Source organism: Arthrobacter sp. 10N418, assembly GCF_056394725.1.
This window is the reverse complement of the sequence record NZ_JBFTIK010000012.1, coordinates 112037-130674: the sequence shown is the minus strand read 5'-3', so window position 1 is coordinate 130674 and position 18638 is coordinate 112037. Positions and strand designations below refer to the sequence as shown.

Here is an 18638-nt window from a genome sequence, read left to right as displayed (position 1 = left end):
AATGCATTTGGCCAACTGCAGTCGGCCCTTCGGCGCGAGAAAAGCATTAGGGTGGGACACGAAGACCTCCGTTTGTGGAACTGGACTCTAGACAAGCCCCACTCCACTCGGAGGTCTTCTTCATGTCACCCCACCACGCCGAATGTCACTAACGTCGGTGGTTAATACATCTAGGCACTCGCTTTGCTGCCAGTCTCAGCGCTCCGCCCCGATGTCAGTGGTTCCGGCTCGACCACCGAAATCGGATGGAACCAGAGTCGCAGGCAAATCGGAGGCAGTCCCGTCCCGCGATTCTCGCATTTCATCGAACGCCGCATTCCGCAATCCGCGTGCATCAACGTACCCGCGTGCGGAGCCTAACGTGTATCAACGTCCTCAAACACCAAAAACGTCTGCGTATCCAGGACACCGGGCATCGATTGCAGCTGGTCGAATATCACCCGGCGCAGGTCGATGTTGTCCACGGCGCGCACCAGCAGGATGACGTCGAAGTCCCCGCCCACCAGGGCGATGTGGTGCACCTCGGGGATGGCGCGCAGCAGCTCCCGCAGTTCCCGCCAGGAATGCTGCCGGACTTTCAGCGTCACATACGCCGAGGACTTGAGGCCCGCCTTGATGGGGTCCACGAGAGCTGTGAACTTGGTCAGCACGCCCTCGCCCGTCAGCCGGGCGATCCTGGTATAGGTGTGCGCACGCGAAATGTGGACGTTCTCCGCCACCTGCGTCACGGACATCCGGCCGTCCCGGGTCAGTTCCGCGATGATGTTCCGGTCCACATCATCCAGTGGCACCGCCGCCGGTTCGCTCTCGGGGTCTGCCATTCGTCTACAACTCCCGCCGGTAATCCAGCTCACACGTGCAATCTGTCTTCCAGACTAGGCCAAAATTTGGTACCTCTCCACGATTTTAGCTGGAGGTGGATACGAAACATCGTCCGGGGCCATACTGGGAAAGATTAGTGGCTACAGAAGGACGGACCAATGACGATCTCCGCAGACCACACTGCGCAGCACCCCGAGGCGGGCGAAGCGACGGAAAACGCGGCCGGCACCATGCCCGGCCAGGCGTCGGAAGGCGCCGCCAGCGAGGCCGTGCGCAAGTTCGGCATCACGGTCGAGGACTACATGCTGCCCGCCCGGCACCAGATCCAGATGGTGGGCCCCGACGGAACCTTGAACCCCCACACCGAACAGGGCACCCAGCCCGGCCACGAGTACAGCCTGCCCGGGGAGGCAGAACTGCTCGCCGCCTACGAGCAGCTCGTCGTCGGACGCCGCGTCAACGACCAGAACTCGGCCCTCGTCCGGCAGGGCCGGATGGCCGTCTACCCCTCCAGCCACGGCCAGGAAGCCTGCCAGGTCGCCGCGGCCCTCTGCCTGTCCGACGGCGACTGGATGTTCCCCACGTACCGCGACTCCGTGGCCGTCATGGCCCGGGGCGTCGACCCGGTCCAGACCATGACCCTCTTCCGGGGCGACTGGCACGGCGGCTATAACCCGGCCGAGCACAAGGTCGGCATCCAGTGCACGCCGCTGACCACCCAGCTGCTGCATGGCGTCGGCGTGGCCCACGCCGCCAAGCTGCGCGGCGAGGACACCGTGGTCCTGGCGATGTGCGGCGACGGCGCCACGAGTGAAGGCGACTTCCACGAGGCCCTGAACTTCGCCGCCGTGTTCCACCTGCCCGTGGTGTTCTTCGTCCAGAACAACCAGTACGCCATTTCGGTGCCGCTCGCGCACCAGTCGGTCGCGCCGTCGCTCGCCCACAAGGCCGTCGGCTACGGCATGGCCGGTGAACGCGTGGACGGCAACGACATCGTCGCACTCCTCGCCGTACTGGGCCGCGCCGTCAAGCTGGCCCGGGAAGGGGCCGGGCCGCTCCTCGTGGAGGCCCACACCTACCGGATGCAGGCGCATACCAACGCCGACGACGCCACCCGCTACCGCCAGGACAGCGAGGTCGCCGAATGGGTGGCCAAGGACCCGCTGAGCCGGATGAAGACCTACCTGACCGACCGCGGTGTGCTCGATGACGACGTCGCCGCCAGGATCGCCGAAAGGGCCGAGGCCGTTGCCACCCAGCTCCGCGAAGGCCTGGGCGAGGACGTCCCGGTGGACCCGCAGGACCTCTTCAAGTACGTCTTCTCCAGCTCCACGCCGCAGCTGAAAGAACAGTCCGCCATGCTCGCCGACGAGCTCGCCCGGGAAGAGGCCGCGAAATGAGCCCCACCATCACCACCTCGTCCGAGGCGAACGGCAACGTCAGCGCCGCCACCGCCCGCGCCGCCGCGAAGGCAGCAGCCGCCGCCGAGACCGGACCCCAGAGCATCACGCTGGCCAAGGCGCTGAACACTGCCATGGCCGACGCCATGCACGCGGACCCCTCGGTGCTGGTCTTCGGCGAGGACGTCGGCATGCTCGGCGGCGTCTTCCGCATCACCGACGGGCTGACCAGGACGTTCGGGAAGAGCCGCTGCTTCGACACCCCGCTGGCCGAGTCCGGCATTGTGGGGATGGCAGTGGGCATGGCCATGAACGGCATGCGGCCCGTCATCGAAATGCAGTTCGACGCGTTCGCCTACCCTGCTTTCGAGCAGATCGTCAGCCATGTCGCCAAGATGCATAACCGCACCAAGGGCGCCGTGAAGCTGCCCATGGTCATCCGGGTCCCGTACGCCGGCGGCATCGGGGGAGTGGAGCACCACTGCGACTCCTCCGAGGCCTACTACGCCCACACCGCCGGGTTGAAGGTTTTCACCCCGGCCACGGTCGCGGACGGCTACCGCATGCTCCGCGAGGCGATCGACTCCGATGATCCCGTGATGTTCATGGAGCCGAAGAAGCTCTACTGGTCCAAGGACCAGGTCGACCTCGCCGCGTTGCGCGCCGAACATGCCGCGAATGCTGAACGCGGGACCTCCTCGGAGGGCCGCGCCGCCGTTGCCCGCCCCGGCACGGACGCCACGCTGATCGCCTACGGCCCGTCCGTCCCGACGGCGCTCGCCGCCGCCGCGGCAGCCGCCGAGGAAGGTCGGTCGCTGGAAGTGATCGACGTCCGCTCAATCGTGCCGTTCGACGACGAGACCGTCTGCGCCTCCGTCCGCAAGACCGGCCGCGCCGTGGTCATCGCCGAAGCCCACGGCTTCGCCTCCGTGTCCTCCGAGATTGTGGCCCGGGTCCAGGAGCGCTGCTTCCACCATCTCGCCGCGCCGATCCGGCGCGTCACCGGCTTCGATGTGCCCTACCCGGCGCCGAAGCTTGAGCACTACTACCTGCCCGGCGTGGACCGCATCCTCGACGCCGTTGACGACCTCCAATGGGAAGACTGACCATGAGCGAACCGAAAGTATTCCTCCTCCCGGACCTGGGCGAAGGGCTCACCGAAGCCGAGCTCGTCAGCTGGCTCGTGAAGGTGGGCGACGAAATCCGCGTCGACCAGCCGATCGCCGAGGTCGAGACCGCCAAGTCCATGGTGGAGGTGCCCTCCCCGTACGCCGGCACCGTCGCCGTGCTGCACGGAGAGCCCGGCCAGACGCTCGACGTCGGCAAGCCGCTGATCTCGGTGACGCCGGCCGGCGGGGGCGTTCCCAATGGGACCGCCGCGGATGATGCCGAGTCGACAGCCGACGTCGCGGCCGAGGTCTACCGCGAGGAAGAAAAAGCCGGTTCCGGCAACGTCCTGATCGGGTACGGGACTCCCGGTGGACACGGGGTCGCCCGGCGCACGCGGGCACCGAAGCGCCCGGCCACGCCTGTCGAGACCGGCGGTGCTGCCAGCACCGTGTCGGCCGAAGAGAGGGCCGCCGATGACCTGCTGCTGATGCGGACCCGGGTTCCCGGGAAGCTGGGCGCCGTTATTTCCCCGCTGGTCCGGCGGATGGCGCGCGACCACGGAGTTGATTTGGGGGGGCTCCAGGGCTCGGGTGCCAGCGGGCTCATCATGCGCCGCGACGTCGAGGCAGTGATCAAGCCCGCCGCCGCAGTGGAGCCTGTTGAGACCGGACGGGCCGTGGCGGTTACGCCAAGCCCGATCGGCGACACCGATGCCCGCACCGGCCTCGGCATCGCCGGACGGACAGCCGTCCGCGGCGTGCGCAAGGCCGTGGCCGCGAACATGACCCGCAGCCGGTCCGAAATCCCCGAAGCCACAGTGTGGGTGGACGTGGACGCCACGGCGCTCGTGGAGATGCGTGCCGCGCTGAAGAAGGCGGACCCGCACAACACTCCGGGGCTGCTCGCGTTCATCGCCCGCTTCGTCACCGCCGGGCTCAAGAAGTTCCCGGAGCTGAACACGCGGATCGTCACCACCGAGGACACCGCCGGCGGCGCCATGCAGGAGATCGTCGCGTTCGACGGGATCAACCTCGGCTTCGCGGCCCAGACCGACCGCGGACTCATGGTTCCCTCCGTGCGCAACGCGGACAAGCTCAGCGCCCGCGAACTAGACGCCGAGATCCGCCGGCTCACCGCCGTCGTCCGCGAGGGCAAAGCGACTCCAGCGGAACTGGGCAGCGGCACCTTCACCCTGAACAACTACGGTGTCTTCGGGGTGGACGGTTCCGCCGCGATCATCAACCACCCGGAGGTGGGGATCCTCGGCGTCGGACGGATCATCGACAAGCCCTGGGTAGTCAACGGGGAACTCGCCGTCCGCAAGGTCACCGAGCTGACGCTCACCTTCGACCACCGCGTCTGCGACGGCGGAACGGCCGGCGGCTTCCTGCGCTACGTTGCCGACGCGATCGAGAACCCGGGGTCAGTACTGGCGGACATGTGAGGGTAATGAACTCTGCCTCGTTCCCCCTGATGCAAAGACGAGAAGGTTGAACTGAGCGTGGTTTGCGCTGCGCCCGCGTATAGAGCTATTGCCGGTGATGTTGCACGAGTGCGCGCTTCGCGGCGATTAATCGTGTGATGGGCCTCCCGCCCGGTGGGGCATCTATCCCGTCTTACTGGCCCCTAGACGGGCCGTACAATGGGCGTCATGATGATGGGGGAGAACAAGATATGACGGATGCCAGCAAGAGCATATCGGTCGCGCTGTGCACCTACAATGGTGCGCGGTTCCTGTCGAAGCAGATAGACAGCATCCTCGGTCAGACGGTTCGGCCAGCGGAGGTCGTGATCCGCGACGACGGCTCTACCGACGATACCCTCCGCATCATTGAGAGGTATGGCGACGCTCTCACCTTGCTCCCTCCTGGAGAACGGTTGGGCGTCACCCGTAACTTTGAGCAGGCCATGTCCGCATGCACCGGACAGTACATCGCCCTCAGCGACCAGGACGACATCTGGGAGCCCGACAAACTGGAGCGGATGCGCCAGGCGTTCACCGATGACGACAGGCTCTGGCTCGTCGGTTCGAACGCGATGGCGATCGATGAGAGCGACCACCCGATGGGTTTCGACCTGTTCAGCGCCATCGCCCTCACCGCCGCAGAAAAGGCCACACTGTCGAACGGGGCGGGCTTCGACGCGCTGATCAAACGCCCGCTATTCACAGGCGCGACGATCATGGTCCGGGGTGATCTGCTCGACGCCGCACGTCCTTTCCCCGCCGACTGGATGCATGATGAGTGGCTCGCCATCATTGCAGCGGCAATCGGTCATGTCTTGCTTCTCCCAGATCAGTTGACCCAATATCGACAGCACGAGACGAACGTCGCTGGCGTGAAAGAGAACACGGCCCTCCGGAAGATGAGCAAAGTGCGGAAGCTCACGGCCCCTCGCGCCTCGCGCTACCGTACCCTACTGTCTCGCCGTGAGTCGCTGCTGGCCCAGTTGAAGAGCATCAGCGCACCAGCGAGCGCGATCACCAAAGCGAAGGCGGCACTCGCCCACGAGGAGTTCCGATCCGGGCTGCCCAAGTCTCGGGCGTTGCGGATCGCACCCATCATGGGCGAGCGACGGACGGGCCGCTATGACTCCGTCGACTATGGCAGCCGTGAGGTTCTGAGGGATCTTCTCGCGTCCCCGCGGTGACCGGGCACGATTCCCGGGTTTACGGCGAAGCCCCTGCCAGCATGAATGCTGGCAGGGGCCTCCGTCCTGGGGCCGTTGCATAGTAATGGTGAGGCGGTACCTTAGATTCGCGAGGCCCACGCCGGACGCTGCTTAGGCTTCACCTCGACGGTTTCGACATCGGGCGCCTCAGGCAGCCTTGGCTCCGCAAGGCACCAAGCCAGGAGGAGCTATGTGGCGTGTGAGAATGGGGCTTTAGACAAGATGAAAATGTGGCTTTAGAAAGAGGCTGCTTACCAGCTCGACAACGAGCGCCTGCCACTGAATGGTTCGAAGTGAACGCAGGGTCACGATTATGAGCGACAGGATCAATGGGCATGGCCAGGTACTTGCCGTCCATCCACGCAGCAAGAAGCCAGTTGCTGGCAAGGTTGTTGTCGGAGGTGGTTCCCGTGATGAGGTCGCCCCAGACACCTACCCGGCCACTTGTGCTGAGCCCTTGTCCGTAGAACGGTACCGTGTCCGCGAGTCGCATGAGGGTATCAATCTGCCGCACCTAGGCCTGCGCGGATATGTCGTCCGCCTGCGCTTTTAGCGTTCGCCCGCGCCGTGTTGTGAGGTCTTGGACGGGGGCTGGAACGAACAGGTAGACGCCCATGGCGCCGACGGTCAGCCGGGCCAGCGCTCCGCCGCAGGCCCTTAGTTCCATGGGATTCCTGTCGTTTTGAAGTCCACGCAAGAAGAATCCCCACGACGACAGCGACGCCGACGGCGCCTCGTCGAAGGAAGCTGACACCGCGGCCGGATTATGGAAAACTTGCATCTGCGAGATGCTCCGCTTCTTCAGCGAAATTTGTTCTGCCGCAAGTCCAATCTTCCCTGAAAAGACGGGCATTTCGTGTTCAAAACGCCGGAGACGACCCAAGCCTCATCGGTGGATCAAGGCTCAGGCCGCTGTGAGCGCGGTCCGGTTGATAGTTTCATATTTGATTGGCGTGAGTTTCCCAGTCGTCTCTGCCGTCGTCGGCGGTAGTTCTTTTCGATCCACGTCGTGATGGCCAATCGGAGTTCCTGCCGGGTGGTCCACAGTTGACGGTCCAGAACGTTTTTCTGTGGAAGCGAGAAGAACGATTCTATCGCTGCGTTGTCCGCGCATTAACCCGGCCCATCGATCCAGTAAGCCCGTGGTGCCGGAGCGATTCGACGAACCGGCGGGACCGGAACTGGGAGCCCCGGTCCGAATGCACCACCGTTGCTGCCAGGCGGCGTGACCGCACCGCGTATTCCAGCGCTGCCACCGCCAATGAGGATTTCATCCGCGAGTCATCCTTCCACGAGCACCAGCTCGCTAGGTCAAGGAGTCCACACAAACCGGGGGCAGTCCCGGTTGCCGGCGGTTGATGTTGACGAGTGCGCGCTTCGCGGCGATTGGTCGTGTGATGAGCCCCCGCCCAGTGGGGCGCTTATCCGGTCTATTGGCCCCGTAGATGTGGTCATGGATTCATACGAGCAGCCACGTGACGGCGTCCCCTGCAGCCCTTGGATGGGTGCTCTTGATGGGGCTTTCATAGATTACTGCGTGAGGTCCATCCTGACGCACTGGCTTATTGCCTGCGCCGTGGCGGTAGGTGCTGCTCTTGGCGCCATTGGGGTTACGCTAGCGAACCGATATCGGGCGTGGAACGCCAACTCAGCGCGCCCCGAGGGCTTGGAGCGCGTTCCGCCTCGTCACGAGAGGTAGGGCTCGTCCGGGATCATTCTGGTCAGCGATCTTGGCGAGACTGGGTTCCGCGAGGCAAAGCGCCAGCAACAGCCACGTTACCGGGAAGAATGTCGCGTTGGAGAACAGGCTGCTGAGGAGGACAACGAGTAGCGCCTGCCCATGGATGGTTCGAAGCGACCGTAGGGTCACGAAGACAAAAAAGAGGATCAGCGGGATGGCCAGGTACTTGCCGTCCACCCACATAGCGAGAAGCCAATTGCTGGCAACGTTGTTCTCGGAGGCGATTCCGGTGGTGAGGTCGCCCCAGACGCCCACGCGACCACTTGCACTAAGCCCGTGTCCGTAAAACGGTGCTGTGTTAGCGAGTTGCATGAGGGTGTCGATCTGGCGCACGCGGGCCTGCGCGGAAATGTCGTCCGCGTGCGCTTGGAGCGTCGCCCCGAGCCGTGTCGCGAGGTCTTGGACCAGGACAGGGACGAACAGGTAAACGCCCACCGCGCCAACTGCCAGTAGGGCCAGCGCCCCGCCGCGGCCCTTGGCTCCGTTGGATTCCCGCCGTTTTGATTTCCACGCGAGAAGAATCCCCACGACCACGGCAATTCCGACGGCAATCCATGCGGCACGGGCGAATGCCAGCACGAAGGCTGCCACGTTTACTGACACCGCGAAAGTACGCAGCCCTTTCGGCATTGGCGAGCGCCAGGCGATCAGGGCGCCCACTCCCGCGAACATGCCCAGCCAGTCCGGTTCGGGGTAGAGGCCAATGGGCCGGCCCAGGGAGCTGACGCTAAGGTGCCACGCCTCAATTGGGACGATCTTCACGACCTGCAAGATGCCGACAAGGCTGCTGACTGTGATCATCGCCGCAAGACCGCCGAGCATGTGCCGGCGGTCTTGCGGGGTGGACGATACGATGATGATGGCCGCTGATACGGCGAGGCCGATTAGTTGGAGTGCCAGCGTGCTGCTGTTGACCAGGTCGCCGACAATGGATGTAAACGCCATGAGTGCCACGCAGAGGGCCATGAGGGCGATCCGCCCGTGTGCGCGCTTATTGGAAGCGCTCCCTCTGTAGAGCATCCACGCAAAAACGAGGATGGTAAAGACGTGGATGCGGAATACTTGGACAGCCACAAGCCCTGCCGATGCCCCGACAAGGAACGAGAGGGCCATTCGTCCGTCCCTGTGGGTCCATAAGAGGACACCCGCCATCAGACTTACGGCGAGTATCAGCAAGGTTTCCATTGTCCCCATTGGAACAGTTTAGGGCACCGAAGCTGGGGTACTGCTCTCGGTCAGTTTGGACATCTCAGCCCTGAGCGCCCCAATTTCTGCGTTGGCTTGTGCTAGCGCGATGCCCGCTTGGTTGAGTAGGTATATGTTGCCTCAACTGGCATCCGTCGGGCCACTACGGCGGGGTGGAGTGCCACCCGGGCCGACGTGCAGGACTGGGTGTCCGGGATGGGCAAGGCTGCGCGCACCGTCGACACCATCTACGGCCGGTTCCGGAAGTTCCTGAACTGGTGCGTCGAGAAGGCCGGATCGTCATCTCACTCGCCAAGGGCGTGAATTTCCCCAAGGGGCAGAAGCGGGAGCACATCTTCCTCACGGTCGCGCAGATCGGCCGGCTCGCCCGGGAGATCGACGGGCACTTCAGGGACCTCGCCTGGTTCCTCGCCACCACAGGGCTTCGCTTTGGGGAGGCTGCCGAGCTCCGGACCAAGGACATAGACGTGAAGCGGGCAGGGGCCGGGTCGCCCGGTCCGTGACCGAGGTCGACGGGGCGATGGTGATCGGGCTGCCGAAGAACGGCAAGGAACGCACGGTGCCCCTGACGGCCTTCATGGCGGGGCGGCTGGGGGAGCGGCTACAGGGCAAGGGAAGGGACGTGCTCGTCTTCCCGTCAGAGCGCGGTCACCACCTGCGCACGAACAACTTCAAGACCCGAGAATGCGACCCCGCGGTGGAGGGGGTAGGCCTCCCGGAGGGGCTTTGGATCCACGAGCTGCGGCACACGGCCGCGAGCCTTGCCGTGCCTCGGGGGCCTCGGTGAAGTCCGTCCAAAGTATGCTGCGCCACGACTCCGCAGCGCTGACACTGGACATTTACAGTGGCCTCTTCGACCGGGAACTGTCCGACGTGGCCGCCCGGATGAACGCGCTGCTAGAACTTGAATCGCCCTGACCCCCGAAAAATCCTCGCCATGACAGGCAGGAGCGCTACGTCTACACCGTGGATGTCATCGGTTCGATCCCGGTAGGACCCACCAAGTTCCCTAATACCCGCCGTTCCGGATAATCCTGGGAACGGCGGGGCTTCTTGGTGGGTCCCGGGCGTGTCGAGTTCCGCAGAGTTCTTCCTTAACGACCCGTTGAGTTCCGAAATTTTACAGTCGTCCTCACTGGCCTGCTGGCGCTGAACCGCCCTAACACCGCCCTGGGATTCAGGCTGCGCCCGCGAGGAACCCCCACTGTGTGGTTGGCATGCCGGTCGTGATTGTGTCGGGCCCGGTCGTACCGGGCGGTGATCCGCGGGTCTGAGCGCCGGGCGGCGACCTGCATTTCAAGCAGCTGCACCCCGGCGTCCAGGCAGGCGGTGAAGAAGCTGCGGCGGAGCGAGTGCGGGCTGATCTCCTTGGTGATCCCTGCCGCCTTGCACAGCCGGGTGACGGCCAGCGCAGGGGCCTTACGGTTCATCGGTTCCGCCGACTTGCGGCGGCGGGCAGGTAGCTGGCGGTCCGGTCAGCGGCGGCCGCGTCGAGGGCGCGGGTGACCGGGACGGGCAGCCGGATCGTAGCGGGCTTGCCCCCTTGCCGACCATGGGGAGCACCCGGGGCCGCGCTCGATCTGCAGGTAGTCCTCGATCTTCACCGCGCAGGCCTCGGAGACGGGGGCAGGCCCAGCATGCCCATGAGGGTGATCAGGCGGCATCCATGAAGTGCGAGGCCCGGGCGGTCTGGATCAGGCTGCCCAGCTCCCTGTCCAGACCAAGGGTGCGGGACTCTTCCCGGTAGACCCGCGGCATGCGCAGGTGGGTGGCCGAGGACTTCTCGATGTAGGAGTTGATCTCAGCGAAGGCGTAGAGCCCGCGGAAGATGGAGAGGTGATGCGCGACAGTGACGGGCGCGTTGCCACGCTCTTCCTCGAGGTAGCGGGCGAAGAGCTCGAGCACCGGCCGGCGCATCCCGTCCAAGACGTCCATGCCGAGGCTCCCGCACGACTGGAAGAGGATCTGGAGCGAGACCCGGCAGGACTCGCGGGTCCCGCCGGTGTAGCGGGCGAGGTAGCCGGCCGCCGCGAGCTCCGCCGTGGTCGCAATCCGTGCGGTGGGCAGCCCAATGAGGGTAGTGTTCTGCATGTCGTTTCCATGAGTCTTTGCGGGTGAATGGATGGCGGCAATAGGCCCTGCCAGTGCGCTAATACTGGCGGGGCCGCTGTCGTTTTTGGAGGAAGCTATCACCTTACGCCGAAAAGGCCCCACCCCAAGGGGGCCAAATCAGTTAGTGCACTTATCCGGTCAATTGGCCCCGTAGAATCAATGCGTCTGGGTCCACAACTGGGGGTAAAAATGACGGAAAAATTGTTGCAAGATGACGTCCAGTCAAATTTCAGCGCGACGAAGCAGCGCGAGACATGGCTAGACGTGGCAAAGGGACTCTCTATCGTGTCCGTGGTTTTGTTCCACACAGGACCCGGAGCCGCATCTCAGACTGTGGCCGGCCAGGTCTGGAAAGTGATTGACCTTGGCCTCTTCACCTTCATCATGCCGCTGTTCTTTGTCGTCTCGGGGCTATTTATGGGCAAGAGCTTGGCCTTTCCAATGGGGAGATTCCTCAAGGCAAGAGTCTGGCCCATGGCTTATCTCTTCCTGCTCTGGGCTGGCATCTGGGCGCTGATTTATCTGGCTACCGGCGGCACCATTGGCAACGATCTTCTGACTTCACTGACCCTTCAGAGCATACTGTGGTACTTGGCTGCACTGGCTCTTTTCATGGTCATCGCCCGTCTCCTCGTGCATGTTCCAACGGTCCCACTTATAGCAGGCGCTACCGTGCTGGCTCTTCCTTTCGCTCTTTGGTCACCTTTTGACGGTTGGGGTTTGTCTCATACCCCGCATTTCATGGTTTTCTTCTTGATCGGAGTCCGACTCCGTGCGAACGTTTTTCGCCTGATCAGCCAGCCCACGCGTCGCGAGGTACTGATATTGGTTGGAGTGGGCGCGGTTCTCGGCGTGGTGGCCAAGTTCATTCCTGGGGGTCCCGCAATTGCTTACGCATTCGCTCCAGTTCTAGCTGTCCCGATTGTTCTTTTCTTTTCCGAAGCTTTGAGCGGGATTAACGCGATAGGGAAAAACTTGTCCACGTTGGGCAAGAATACGTTGCCCGTTTTCCTCATCCACCCGCTGCTTCTTGCGGTTTCTGCTTGGATGATCCGCGGAGTCTCGTTCGAAAACACTCCGGCTTTATGGGTTCTCCCCTCGCCGTAACCACCTTCGCTGTCGCGGGTTCTCTGGGCATTTGGATGCTACTCCGCAAAGTACCGGCACTGTTCCAATGGCCGACGCCGAACTCAGGAGTCAGGTTTCGCGGGAGATAGCAGCGGGTTCTTGCTCTCCCTTCAAGGGCCGATCGGCGTCGTTGTGTACTTGGCACTCCAGAAGTAGTCGCCGGGCTGGGCTTACGGACCCGCTAGAAGGAGGGTGCTCTTGCTCTAACGGCAAAGTCATTCATCTCTGGGGTTCTCATTATTTCCGATCTTTTTCGTGTGCCAATTCCGTCAGTCCGGAAGCCGGGCCTTGACCTCATAAGAGGTCTTGCCATACTCCTACTTCTAGTTCGGCACGCCGAGCTCTTGGGTCGGGCCGGCATTGTTGGAGTGGTCATTTTTTCGCTCTGAGCGGCTTCCTGATTACAGGACTGCTGGCCACAAGCCTAGACGCCAGGGGCAGGATAGACTACGTCAGGTTCTACACTCACCGGGCCTTTAGGCTGATCCCCGCGCTGCTGTTCTTCCTCGCCGAGTGGACCTTTATTGAAGGGGTATGGAACCTGTTGGGCGACAGGCCGAAGATGGGCCGGACCCTGTTCAGCGCGCTGACGTACACTGCAAACATTCCCGGCTTCGACCACGGGAGCATCAATCTGGCCCTTCGCATTTAGGCATGGTTGGTTTGTTTCGCCCGGTAGGGGCGGTGGCCGCCGGCCGCGAGTAGGCATCTGAGTCGGTAGTTGGGGAAGTTGCGGAAGCCTCGCGCTATTCTGCGGGTGGTCTCGATGACGCCATTGATCGCCTCGGTGGGCCCGTTGGAGGCGCCGAGGGTATCGAAGTACGCCAGGATCGCGGCTTTCCATTGTTTGAGTGTCCGGCCGAGGCGGGCGACTTCCGGGATGGGGCAGGTCGGGAACGACGCGATGACCTCTGCGACGAGTTCCCTGCCGCGTTCCGGCCTTGCGTGGTAGATGTTGCGGAGCTTCTGGTAACACTGCCAGGCCAGCGTGACTTCGTTGTCCGGGTCCCCGATGGTGAGTTTCGCATCGAGGCGTGCGGCCTGTTTCTCGCTGAGGTGTTCGGCCCCGATCTGCAGGGTCCTGCGGATCCCGTACAGCGGATCGCCCTTGCGGCCGCGGTGTCCCAAGGTGTCCTGCTGGACCCGGCGGCGGACCTCATCGACCATGGCCGAACCCAGCTTCACGACGTGGAAGGCATCCAGAACGGTGATGGCTTCGGGCAGTTCGTCACGGATCGCGTTCGCGTAGCCGCGGAACGGATCCAGCGCGGCGGTCTTAATTCCGCCGGTGAACCCGGTGCCGCGGTCTTTGAGCCAGTCGGCGTAGGCCTTGCCGGAGCGTCCCGGCACGAGGTCCAGCAGCCGGGCGTGAACGATGCCGTCCGCGTCGCGGGTGTGATCCACGATCCCGGTGACCATCCCGGCACCGGGCGGACCAGTGTGGGCCCAGACATGTTCGTCGACGCCGAGCGCGTCCACCCCCTTCAGCCGGCCTGTGTCAGCGATCCGCCGCGCGGCCTCGGCCCGGATCCCGTGCCAGACGGTGTGCCAGGAGACGCCGAGCTGGTGGGCAAGGGCCGAGACCGAGGTGTCGAAATGCTGCAGCGCATCGGTCGCCCAGTTCACGGCCCGGGCGGTGAGTTTCGCCCGGGGCCCGGCCAGCGGGTGCTCCTCGGTGAACGTCGTCCTCGGGCAGTCCAGATCCGGACAGCGCCAGACTCGCTTGGCCCACAGCAGCCGCACCGGCCGGCCAAAACAGGGAATGTCATGGAGCCGAACCTGCCGGCGCCCGTGCCCGACCGCAACGACGCCGCAGTCGGTGCAGCCGGTGACGTCCTCCCCGGTCTCGACGTCCAGAACCAGGCCGGCCGCCGTCGCCGTGACGGAGCCGACGTGGATGCCCTCGACACCGAGCAGCATGTCCGCGCGCGTGCACCAGCGGCCATCGGAACAAGACATAGAGTTATTCATGTCAGGGTCTCTTTTGGATATTGGTTGCTTGGTCGCTACCAATTCAAAGAGGCCCTGACCTCTTTCCAGCCGCACCACGCCGCACCGGAAACGGCCGACCCGCGGCGCCAGTCTCAGACCGCCCTAACCACGCTCATCTGCGAAGGGCCATCAATCTCAGCCCCTGTGGACGCTGGCCACCGAGGAACTGTTCTACCTGCTGTGGCCACTGGTGCTGACGCTGGGCTGGAAGTTCCACAGGACCCGCCTGTTCACCGCGCTTTCCGTGGTCGCTATCCTCGCAGCGTGCGCGGCGTCCATCATCCTCATCAGCCCCGACACATACAAGGTGTACACGCTGCCCACGTCGTGGATGGCGGCCATGGTCATCGGTGCGGGAGCCAAGCTAGGAGAGGGCAAGCTGGACGGGATTCTGAAAGGCGGCACACGGGGTACGGCGGCTATCTCCCTGATAATTCTCCTGCTTATCAGCTGCACCGCTGACATAAGGGACTGGCCAGGCACGTACTTCTTGGTGGGACCGCTGGTCGCAGTGGCATCGGTTGGTTTGATCTTCGAGCTGAAGACATGGGAGCATCTGCCATCGAAGTTGCTTAAGCCGCTGTTGGGCCTGGGAATGATTTCCTACGCGGCTTACTTGTGGAACTATCCGATAGTGAACTGGATAGGAAACCCGCCCAGCAATCTGGTTCAGGCACTGTCGACGATACCGCTGACTCTAATTGCGGCCATAGTTAGCTGGTATCTCGTGGAGCGCCCCACCGCTAAGCTTTGGAATCGTGTTGATCGGTGGAAGGGTGGTCGAGGCGAAGTTCCCGGAACAGCCGTCGCTGATACAGCCGTAACGGAAAGTGCACGCCCCTGAGTCGCTTCCACGAGAGGCCGGCCACCAGGGCCCTGAAATCGGTCGAGGTGTAGACGCTGCCCCGATCGGAGTGCCAGATCGCGGAGGGCTCGACCCGGGTTGTTGCGGCGGCGTTCCTGAGCGCGTCGGCGACGAGCTCGGTGCGCATGTGATCGGCGATGGACCAGCCGACGACTTTCTTGGAGTAGCAGTCGATGACGGTGGCGAGGTAGACGAACCCTTGCCAGGTGTGGATGTAGGTGATGTCGCCGACGAACTTCACCCCGGGCCGGTCCGCGGTGAAGTCCCGGTTGACCAGGTCCGGCATGCCTGCGGCTGCCTCAGCGTCAGCCTCGGTGGTGATGCGGAACGGCCGTGGCTGGCAGGCCACCAGGCCCTGGTGGCGCATGATCTGGCGCACCAGCTCGGGTGAGCACCCGGTCTGTTCCGCGGCGAGATCGGCGTGGATGCGCCGGTACCCGTAGGTGCCCTCGGACTCCTCGAAGAAGGGCTGGATCCGCGCTGTCAGGGCCTGCCGGCGCCCCGAGGTGGCCGATTGCGGACGGGTGGCCCAGTGATAGAAACCGGAGGTTGAGACGGCCAGCCAGCGGCACATTTTCACCACCGAATTCAGTCACGTTCGAGCTCCTTCAGCCGGGGCCGTTCCGAGACCGTCAGATCCGCCTCCGTGCCGCCGTTGACCTCGCGGTACTTGACCAGCCAGTTGCGGAGCGTCTCGGGGTCGACACCGTAGGCGGTGGCCACGTCCTTGATCGGCTTGGACGTGAGGGGTCCCTAGATGCCACTGCCTAGACACTCGACAACGGTGACTTTTCGCAGTGGAGTGTTGTGCGACTTCTACTCGGAGCGCGCCTATCTCGCATCGGCTGGCGCCAGAGGTGCGTGACTGATTCAGCAGGCACATTATCCCGTCCGACTTGTGATTACCGGGGTTCCTTCAAAGTGTCATGCACTTCGGCACCACGCGCGTAGCCCGATCCCGGATATCGGGTAATTCGCCAGGATCATTGAGGGCGGGCTACGCGTGCGCAGCCCATTCAGTGTCCCTACACTCGGCATTAATCCGGCGCTGGGCCCGGGCTATCCATAACCGCATCTCGGAGCATAGGCCATAGGTCATCGGGTCTGGGCAGAACAGTCTGGACGCCGTGAGCGGGGGCTCCTGGATATGGTCTCCGGTTAGCCGTAACGGGATCGGGCTGGTTCAGATGGACCCGAAGGAAAACGCGCTTCCGAAAAGCCGCCGGTTTGCACGAAAAACTTACACGCTGCTGGTCACCGCCGTGGGTCTCCTGATCGTCTGCGCCATGGCAGTTTTCCTGGCGGCTCAACCGGCCGCCCGGACGCCGGTAGTAGCGACCACCCAAAGCCCTCCGGCCGCAAGCGTGGAGCCCGCGCAAGACTCTCTGGACCCGCGTTCTTCGGCGGTCGCTGTCCCCACGGCCACGGCCACGACCGAGGCCGTTCCCGAGGACGTCAAGACTGCGCCTGCCGACGGCACGGGCGCCGTGCCGTCCGCCGCCCCAGCTGCGGTGGTGGAGACCGCACCGGCAGCCGTGCCGGAAGGCGCTGGAGCGGGTGCACCTGCCACCAACGAGTACGTGGTGGTGGCGGGCGATACCGTCAGTGCTATCGCAACCCGCTTCGGCGTCGATGCCTACCAGATGCTTGCCGCCAACGGGCTGGGCGTGTACTCCCTGATCTTCCCTGGCCAGACGCTGAAACTTTCGGGCCCTCCACTCGACGATCCTGCACCGGCTCCAGCTGCGACGGCTGCTTCCGAAACCACAGCTGTCGCGGCCACCGCTGCCGTCGCGGCGGCGGTTCGGACCATCTACGTTGCCGGCGCCGGAGGCCAGGCCATGGTGGACCGTTGCATCGGCCCGATCCATTTCACCCCGACGGATGCCTACTCGCTGTTCATCACCGAACACGACTATTGCGGAGGGTGGGCGCGCTTCTCCGGGATCGGCGTCGGTGAGACTGTGGCCATCGCCGGCTTCGGAACCTATACGGCCACGGGCCGCGGGCAGGTCCCCCAGTACGGCACCACCAACGACGTGGCCGCCGTATTCGGCGGCTTCCCCCGGGCGATCCTGCAGACGTGCATTCCAGGGACGAACCAGATGCTGCTCATCGCACTGAACTAGAACCGGTTTCCTTGCGTGCCCCCGCATGAATTCCGTGCCCTGAGATCCCGCCTGCAGGAGAACTGCAGGCGCCGCACGATCTTGAATCTCTAAGTATTATCCGAGCCAAAGACGAGTAGTTGACACTCTGTCCGCCGTCTCAGGGCAAACGCTAGCTTCGGTAAATGACGACAAAGAGCATGCCAGAGCGGAACCTGGCCAGCACGCACCTACAGAAGGCGGCCAGCGTGAGTGGACAATATGTACCGTACGTCAAACACGAGCTCCGGCGGCGGCGGTTCCATGCGATGGCCCTAGTGGGCCTGGCCCTGCTGGCCGCCGTGACCGCCGTCGTTGTGGTCTTGGCATTGCAGCATTAGCGTCCGTCCCATTGGGCGTGGGACCGAGCAGGCCGCCCAACCGCCAGGCGACCGGCCCGGCGTTGGTACTCCCGCGCGGATTCGGGGGTGGTGTTCAGCCGTTGCCTCCAGCGAATTGCCAGCCCGGCGTTGGTAGAATCGAGGCCTGAACATCGCAACACCCACGCCGGAATACGGAGATTTAATGTCACGATGGCTCGAGGTTGGCCCCGACAACTACGTGTTGACAACCCAAGGTTCCCTGCTCAACACCGGCCTGGTTGTCGGCACCGAACGCGCCATGGTGATCGACACCGGCGGCGGCCCCCGTCAGGGCCGCGACATCCTCGATGCCGTGCGTGAAAAAACCCAGCTGCCGGTCGTCGTCGTCAATACCCATGCCCACTATGACCACTTCTTCGGCAACGCGGTCTTCGCCGATTCCGGAACGACGGAGTTCTGGGCGCACCAGAACTGCGCCTCGGAGATCGGGGACAACGGCGACAGCCAGCGCCCCCTCGTCGCCGCAGAGGAGCCGGAGATGGCAGCCGGTGATGGCAGCAACGTTGAGCTCGTGGTGCCGAACGCGATTGTGAAGGACCAGCCCGTTCTCGTGGACCTCGGCGGACTCACCGCCACGCTGTTCTACCTGGGACGCGGGCACACCGACGGGGATCTGCTGGTGGGGACGGCCACCACCCTCTACGCGGGCGACCTGGTGGAACAAGGCTCGCATCCGTCCTTCGAGGACTCCTACCCAGAGGAATGGGCCGATGCCCTGCGGCACCTCTCCGCACTGCGCCACCGCTACGAATTCCTGATTCCGGGGCACGGGGAGCCGTGCAGCGATCAGTTCGTCAAGACCATGGCCAACACCATGACCACGGCGGTGCGGCAGGCGACCCAGGCCACCCGGGAAACGCCCGACGACGCCACCAAAGCCATCCCGATCCTCCCGTACGGCCCGGAACAGTCCCGCTGGTTCATCAAGCGGCTGCAGGAGACGCGGGCCCACCGCTGAGCCGCTGCCTGCGGCTGACACCCTCCGTGTTTCCCGGGTAAACGCACCGAGCCAAACGCTAGGAAGTGCAAGGATTTCCTCAGGGTCTCCTGAAGCCGTCAATG

Annotated in this window: 16 protein-coding genes and 3 pseudogenes; 11 read left to right on the top strand and 8 right to left on the bottom strand. The window is 64.0% G+C overall.

What is annotated here, in order from left to right; translation table 11 throughout:
• Positions 1 to 356: 356 nt before the first annotated feature.
• Positions 357 to 821, bottom strand: coding sequence for an Lrp/AsnC family transcriptional regulator (locus AC1DCZ_RS11620; RefSeq protein WP_476974706.1), 465 nt, complete (start codon positions 819 to 821; stop codon positions 357 to 359).
• 159 nt (positions 822 to 980) lie between these two features.
• On the opposite strand from AC1DCZ_RS11620, the gene AC1DCZ_RS11615 reads away from it, so the two are divergent.
• The 4 genes from AC1DCZ_RS11615 to AC1DCZ_RS11600 all read left to right on the top strand — a co-directional run bounded on the left by AC1DCZ_RS11615 (position 981) and on the right by AC1DCZ_RS11600 (position 5981).
• The gene (locus tag AC1DCZ_RS11615; protein WP_476974705.1) at positions 981 to 2222 is read left to right on the top strand and encodes a thiamine pyrophosphate-dependent enzyme; all 1242 of its coding nucleotides are present in this window, start codon (positions 981 to 983) and stop codon (positions 2220 to 2222) included.
• Positions 2219 to 3328: an alpha-ketoacid dehydrogenase subunit beta gene (locus AC1DCZ_RS11610; RefSeq protein WP_476974704.1), complete on the top strand. Its 1110-nt coding sequence runs from the start codon at positions 2219 to 2221 to the stop codon at positions 3326 to 3328. The genes AC1DCZ_RS11615 and AC1DCZ_RS11610 overlap by 4 nt, the downstream gene beginning before the upstream one ends.
• A 2-nt stretch (positions 3329 to 3330) precedes the next feature.
• On the top strand, positions 3331 to 4776 hold the full coding sequence (locus AC1DCZ_RS11605; protein ID WP_476974703.1) for a dihydrolipoamide acetyltransferase family protein: 1446 nt from the start codon (positions 3331 to 3333) through the stop codon (positions 4774 to 4776).
• Positions 4777 to 5006: 230 nt separating this feature from the next.
• Entirely contained in the window at positions 5007 to 5981 is a 975-nt protein-coding gene (locus AC1DCZ_RS11600; protein ID WP_476974702.1) for a glycosyltransferase family 2 protein, read from the top strand.
• Between the two features lie 535 nt (positions 5982 to 6516).
• Here the strand turns inward: AC1DCZ_RS11600 and AC1DCZ_RS11595 are convergent.
• The 3 genes and pseudogenes from AC1DCZ_RS11595 to AC1DCZ_RS11585 all read right to left on the bottom strand — a co-directional run bounded on the left by AC1DCZ_RS11595 (position 6517) and on the right by AC1DCZ_RS11585 (position 8856).
• The gene (locus AC1DCZ_RS11595; protein WP_476974701.1) at positions 6517 to 6855 is read right to left on the bottom strand and encodes a hypothetical protein; all 339 of its coding nucleotides are present in this window, start codon (positions 6853 to 6855) and stop codon (positions 6517 to 6519) included.
• A gap of 51 nt (positions 6856 to 6906) precedes the next feature.
• A pseudogene (locus AC1DCZ_RS11590) lies at positions 6907 to 7285 on the bottom strand (DDE-type integrase/transposase/recombinase); the annotation flags it as partial.
• A 365-nt stretch (positions 7286 to 7650) separates the two neighbouring features.
• Entirely contained in the window at positions 7651 to 8856 is a 1206-nt protein-coding gene (locus AC1DCZ_RS11585; protein ID WP_476974700.1) for an O-antigen ligase family protein, read from the bottom strand.
• 350 nt (positions 8857 to 9206) lie between these two features.
• Between AC1DCZ_RS11585 and AC1DCZ_RS11580 the strand changes: the two genes are divergently transcribed.
• Both AC1DCZ_RS11580 and AC1DCZ_RS11575 read left to right on the top strand, forming a co-directional pair.
• Positions 9207 to 9452, top strand: a complete 246-nt coding sequence (locus tag AC1DCZ_RS11580; protein WP_476974699.1) for a hypothetical protein — start codon at positions 9207 to 9209, stop codon at positions 9450 to 9452.
• Positions 9449 to 9736 (top strand): tyrosine-type recombinase/integrase, encoded by a 288-nt coding sequence (locus tag AC1DCZ_RS11575; RefSeq protein ID WP_476974698.1) that lies wholly within the window; start codon positions 9449 to 9451, stop codon positions 9734 to 9736. Before AC1DCZ_RS11580 ends, AC1DCZ_RS11575 begins: the two co-directional genes overlap by 4 nt.
• Positions 9737 to 10043: 307 nt before the next feature.
• On the opposite strand, the pseudogene AC1DCZ_RS11570 reads toward AC1DCZ_RS11575, so the two are convergent.
• Together AC1DCZ_RS11570 and AC1DCZ_RS11565 are read right to left on the bottom strand one after the other, a co-directional pair.
• Positions 10044 to 10382 (bottom strand): annotated as a pseudogene (locus tag AC1DCZ_RS11570) (tyrosine-type recombinase/integrase); the annotation flags it as partial.
• Positions 10383 to 10602: 220 nt separating this feature from the next.
• Positions 10603 to 11040, bottom strand: coding sequence for a hypothetical protein (locus tag AC1DCZ_RS11565; RefSeq protein WP_476974697.1), 438 nt, complete (start codon positions 11038 to 11040; stop codon positions 10603 to 10605).
• A 210-nt stretch (positions 11041 to 11250) separates the two neighbouring features.
• Between AC1DCZ_RS11565 and AC1DCZ_RS11560 the strand changes: the two genes are divergently transcribed.
• Positions 11251 to 12168, top strand: coding sequence for an acyltransferase family protein (locus AC1DCZ_RS11560; protein WP_476974696.1), 918 nt, complete (start codon positions 11251 to 11253; stop codon positions 12166 to 12168).
• Between the two features lie 669 nt (positions 12169 to 12837).
• Here AC1DCZ_RS11560 and AC1DCZ_RS11555 read toward each other — a convergent pair.
• Complete coding sequence (locus AC1DCZ_RS11555) at positions 12838 to 14160, bottom strand: ISL3 family transposase (RefSeq protein WP_476974695.1); 1323 nt, start codon at positions 14158 to 14160, stop codon at positions 12838 to 12840.
• A 211-nt stretch (positions 14161 to 14371) separates the two neighbouring features.
• Between AC1DCZ_RS11555 and AC1DCZ_RS11550 the strand changes: the two genes are divergently transcribed.
• On the top strand, positions 14372 to 15025 hold the full coding sequence (locus AC1DCZ_RS11550) for a hypothetical protein (RefSeq protein ID WP_476974694.1): 654 nt from the start codon (positions 14372 to 14374) through the stop codon (positions 15023 to 15025).
• Here the strand turns inward: AC1DCZ_RS11550 and AC1DCZ_RS11545 are convergent.
• A pseudogene (locus AC1DCZ_RS11545) lies at positions 15018 to 15790 on the bottom strand (IS3 family transposase); the annotation flags it as partial. The gene AC1DCZ_RS11550 and the pseudogene AC1DCZ_RS11545 overlap by 8 nt on opposite strands.
• A gap of 542 nt (positions 15791 to 16332) precedes the next feature.
• Here AC1DCZ_RS11545 and AC1DCZ_RS11540 point away from each other — a divergent pair.
• The 3 genes from AC1DCZ_RS11540 (at position 16333) to AC1DCZ_RS11530 (ending at position 18534) form a co-directional block, all read left to right on the top strand.
• A complete protein-coding gene (locus tag AC1DCZ_RS11540; protein WP_476974693.1) occupies positions 16333 to 17175 on the top strand; it encodes a LysM peptidoglycan-binding domain-containing protein in 843 nt (280 codons plus the stop codon).
• 227 nt (positions 17176 to 17402) lie between these two features.
• On the top strand, positions 17403 to 17534 hold the full coding sequence (locus AC1DCZ_RS11535) for a hypothetical protein (protein WP_476974692.1): 132 nt from the start codon (positions 17403 to 17405) through the stop codon (positions 17532 to 17534).
• Positions 17535 to 17718: 184 nt separating this feature from the next.
• A complete protein-coding gene (locus AC1DCZ_RS11530) occupies positions 17719 to 18534 on the top strand; it encodes an MBL fold metallo-hydrolase (protein ID WP_476974691.1) in 816 nt (271 codons plus the stop codon).
• Positions 18535 to 18638: the final 104 nt, after the last annotated feature.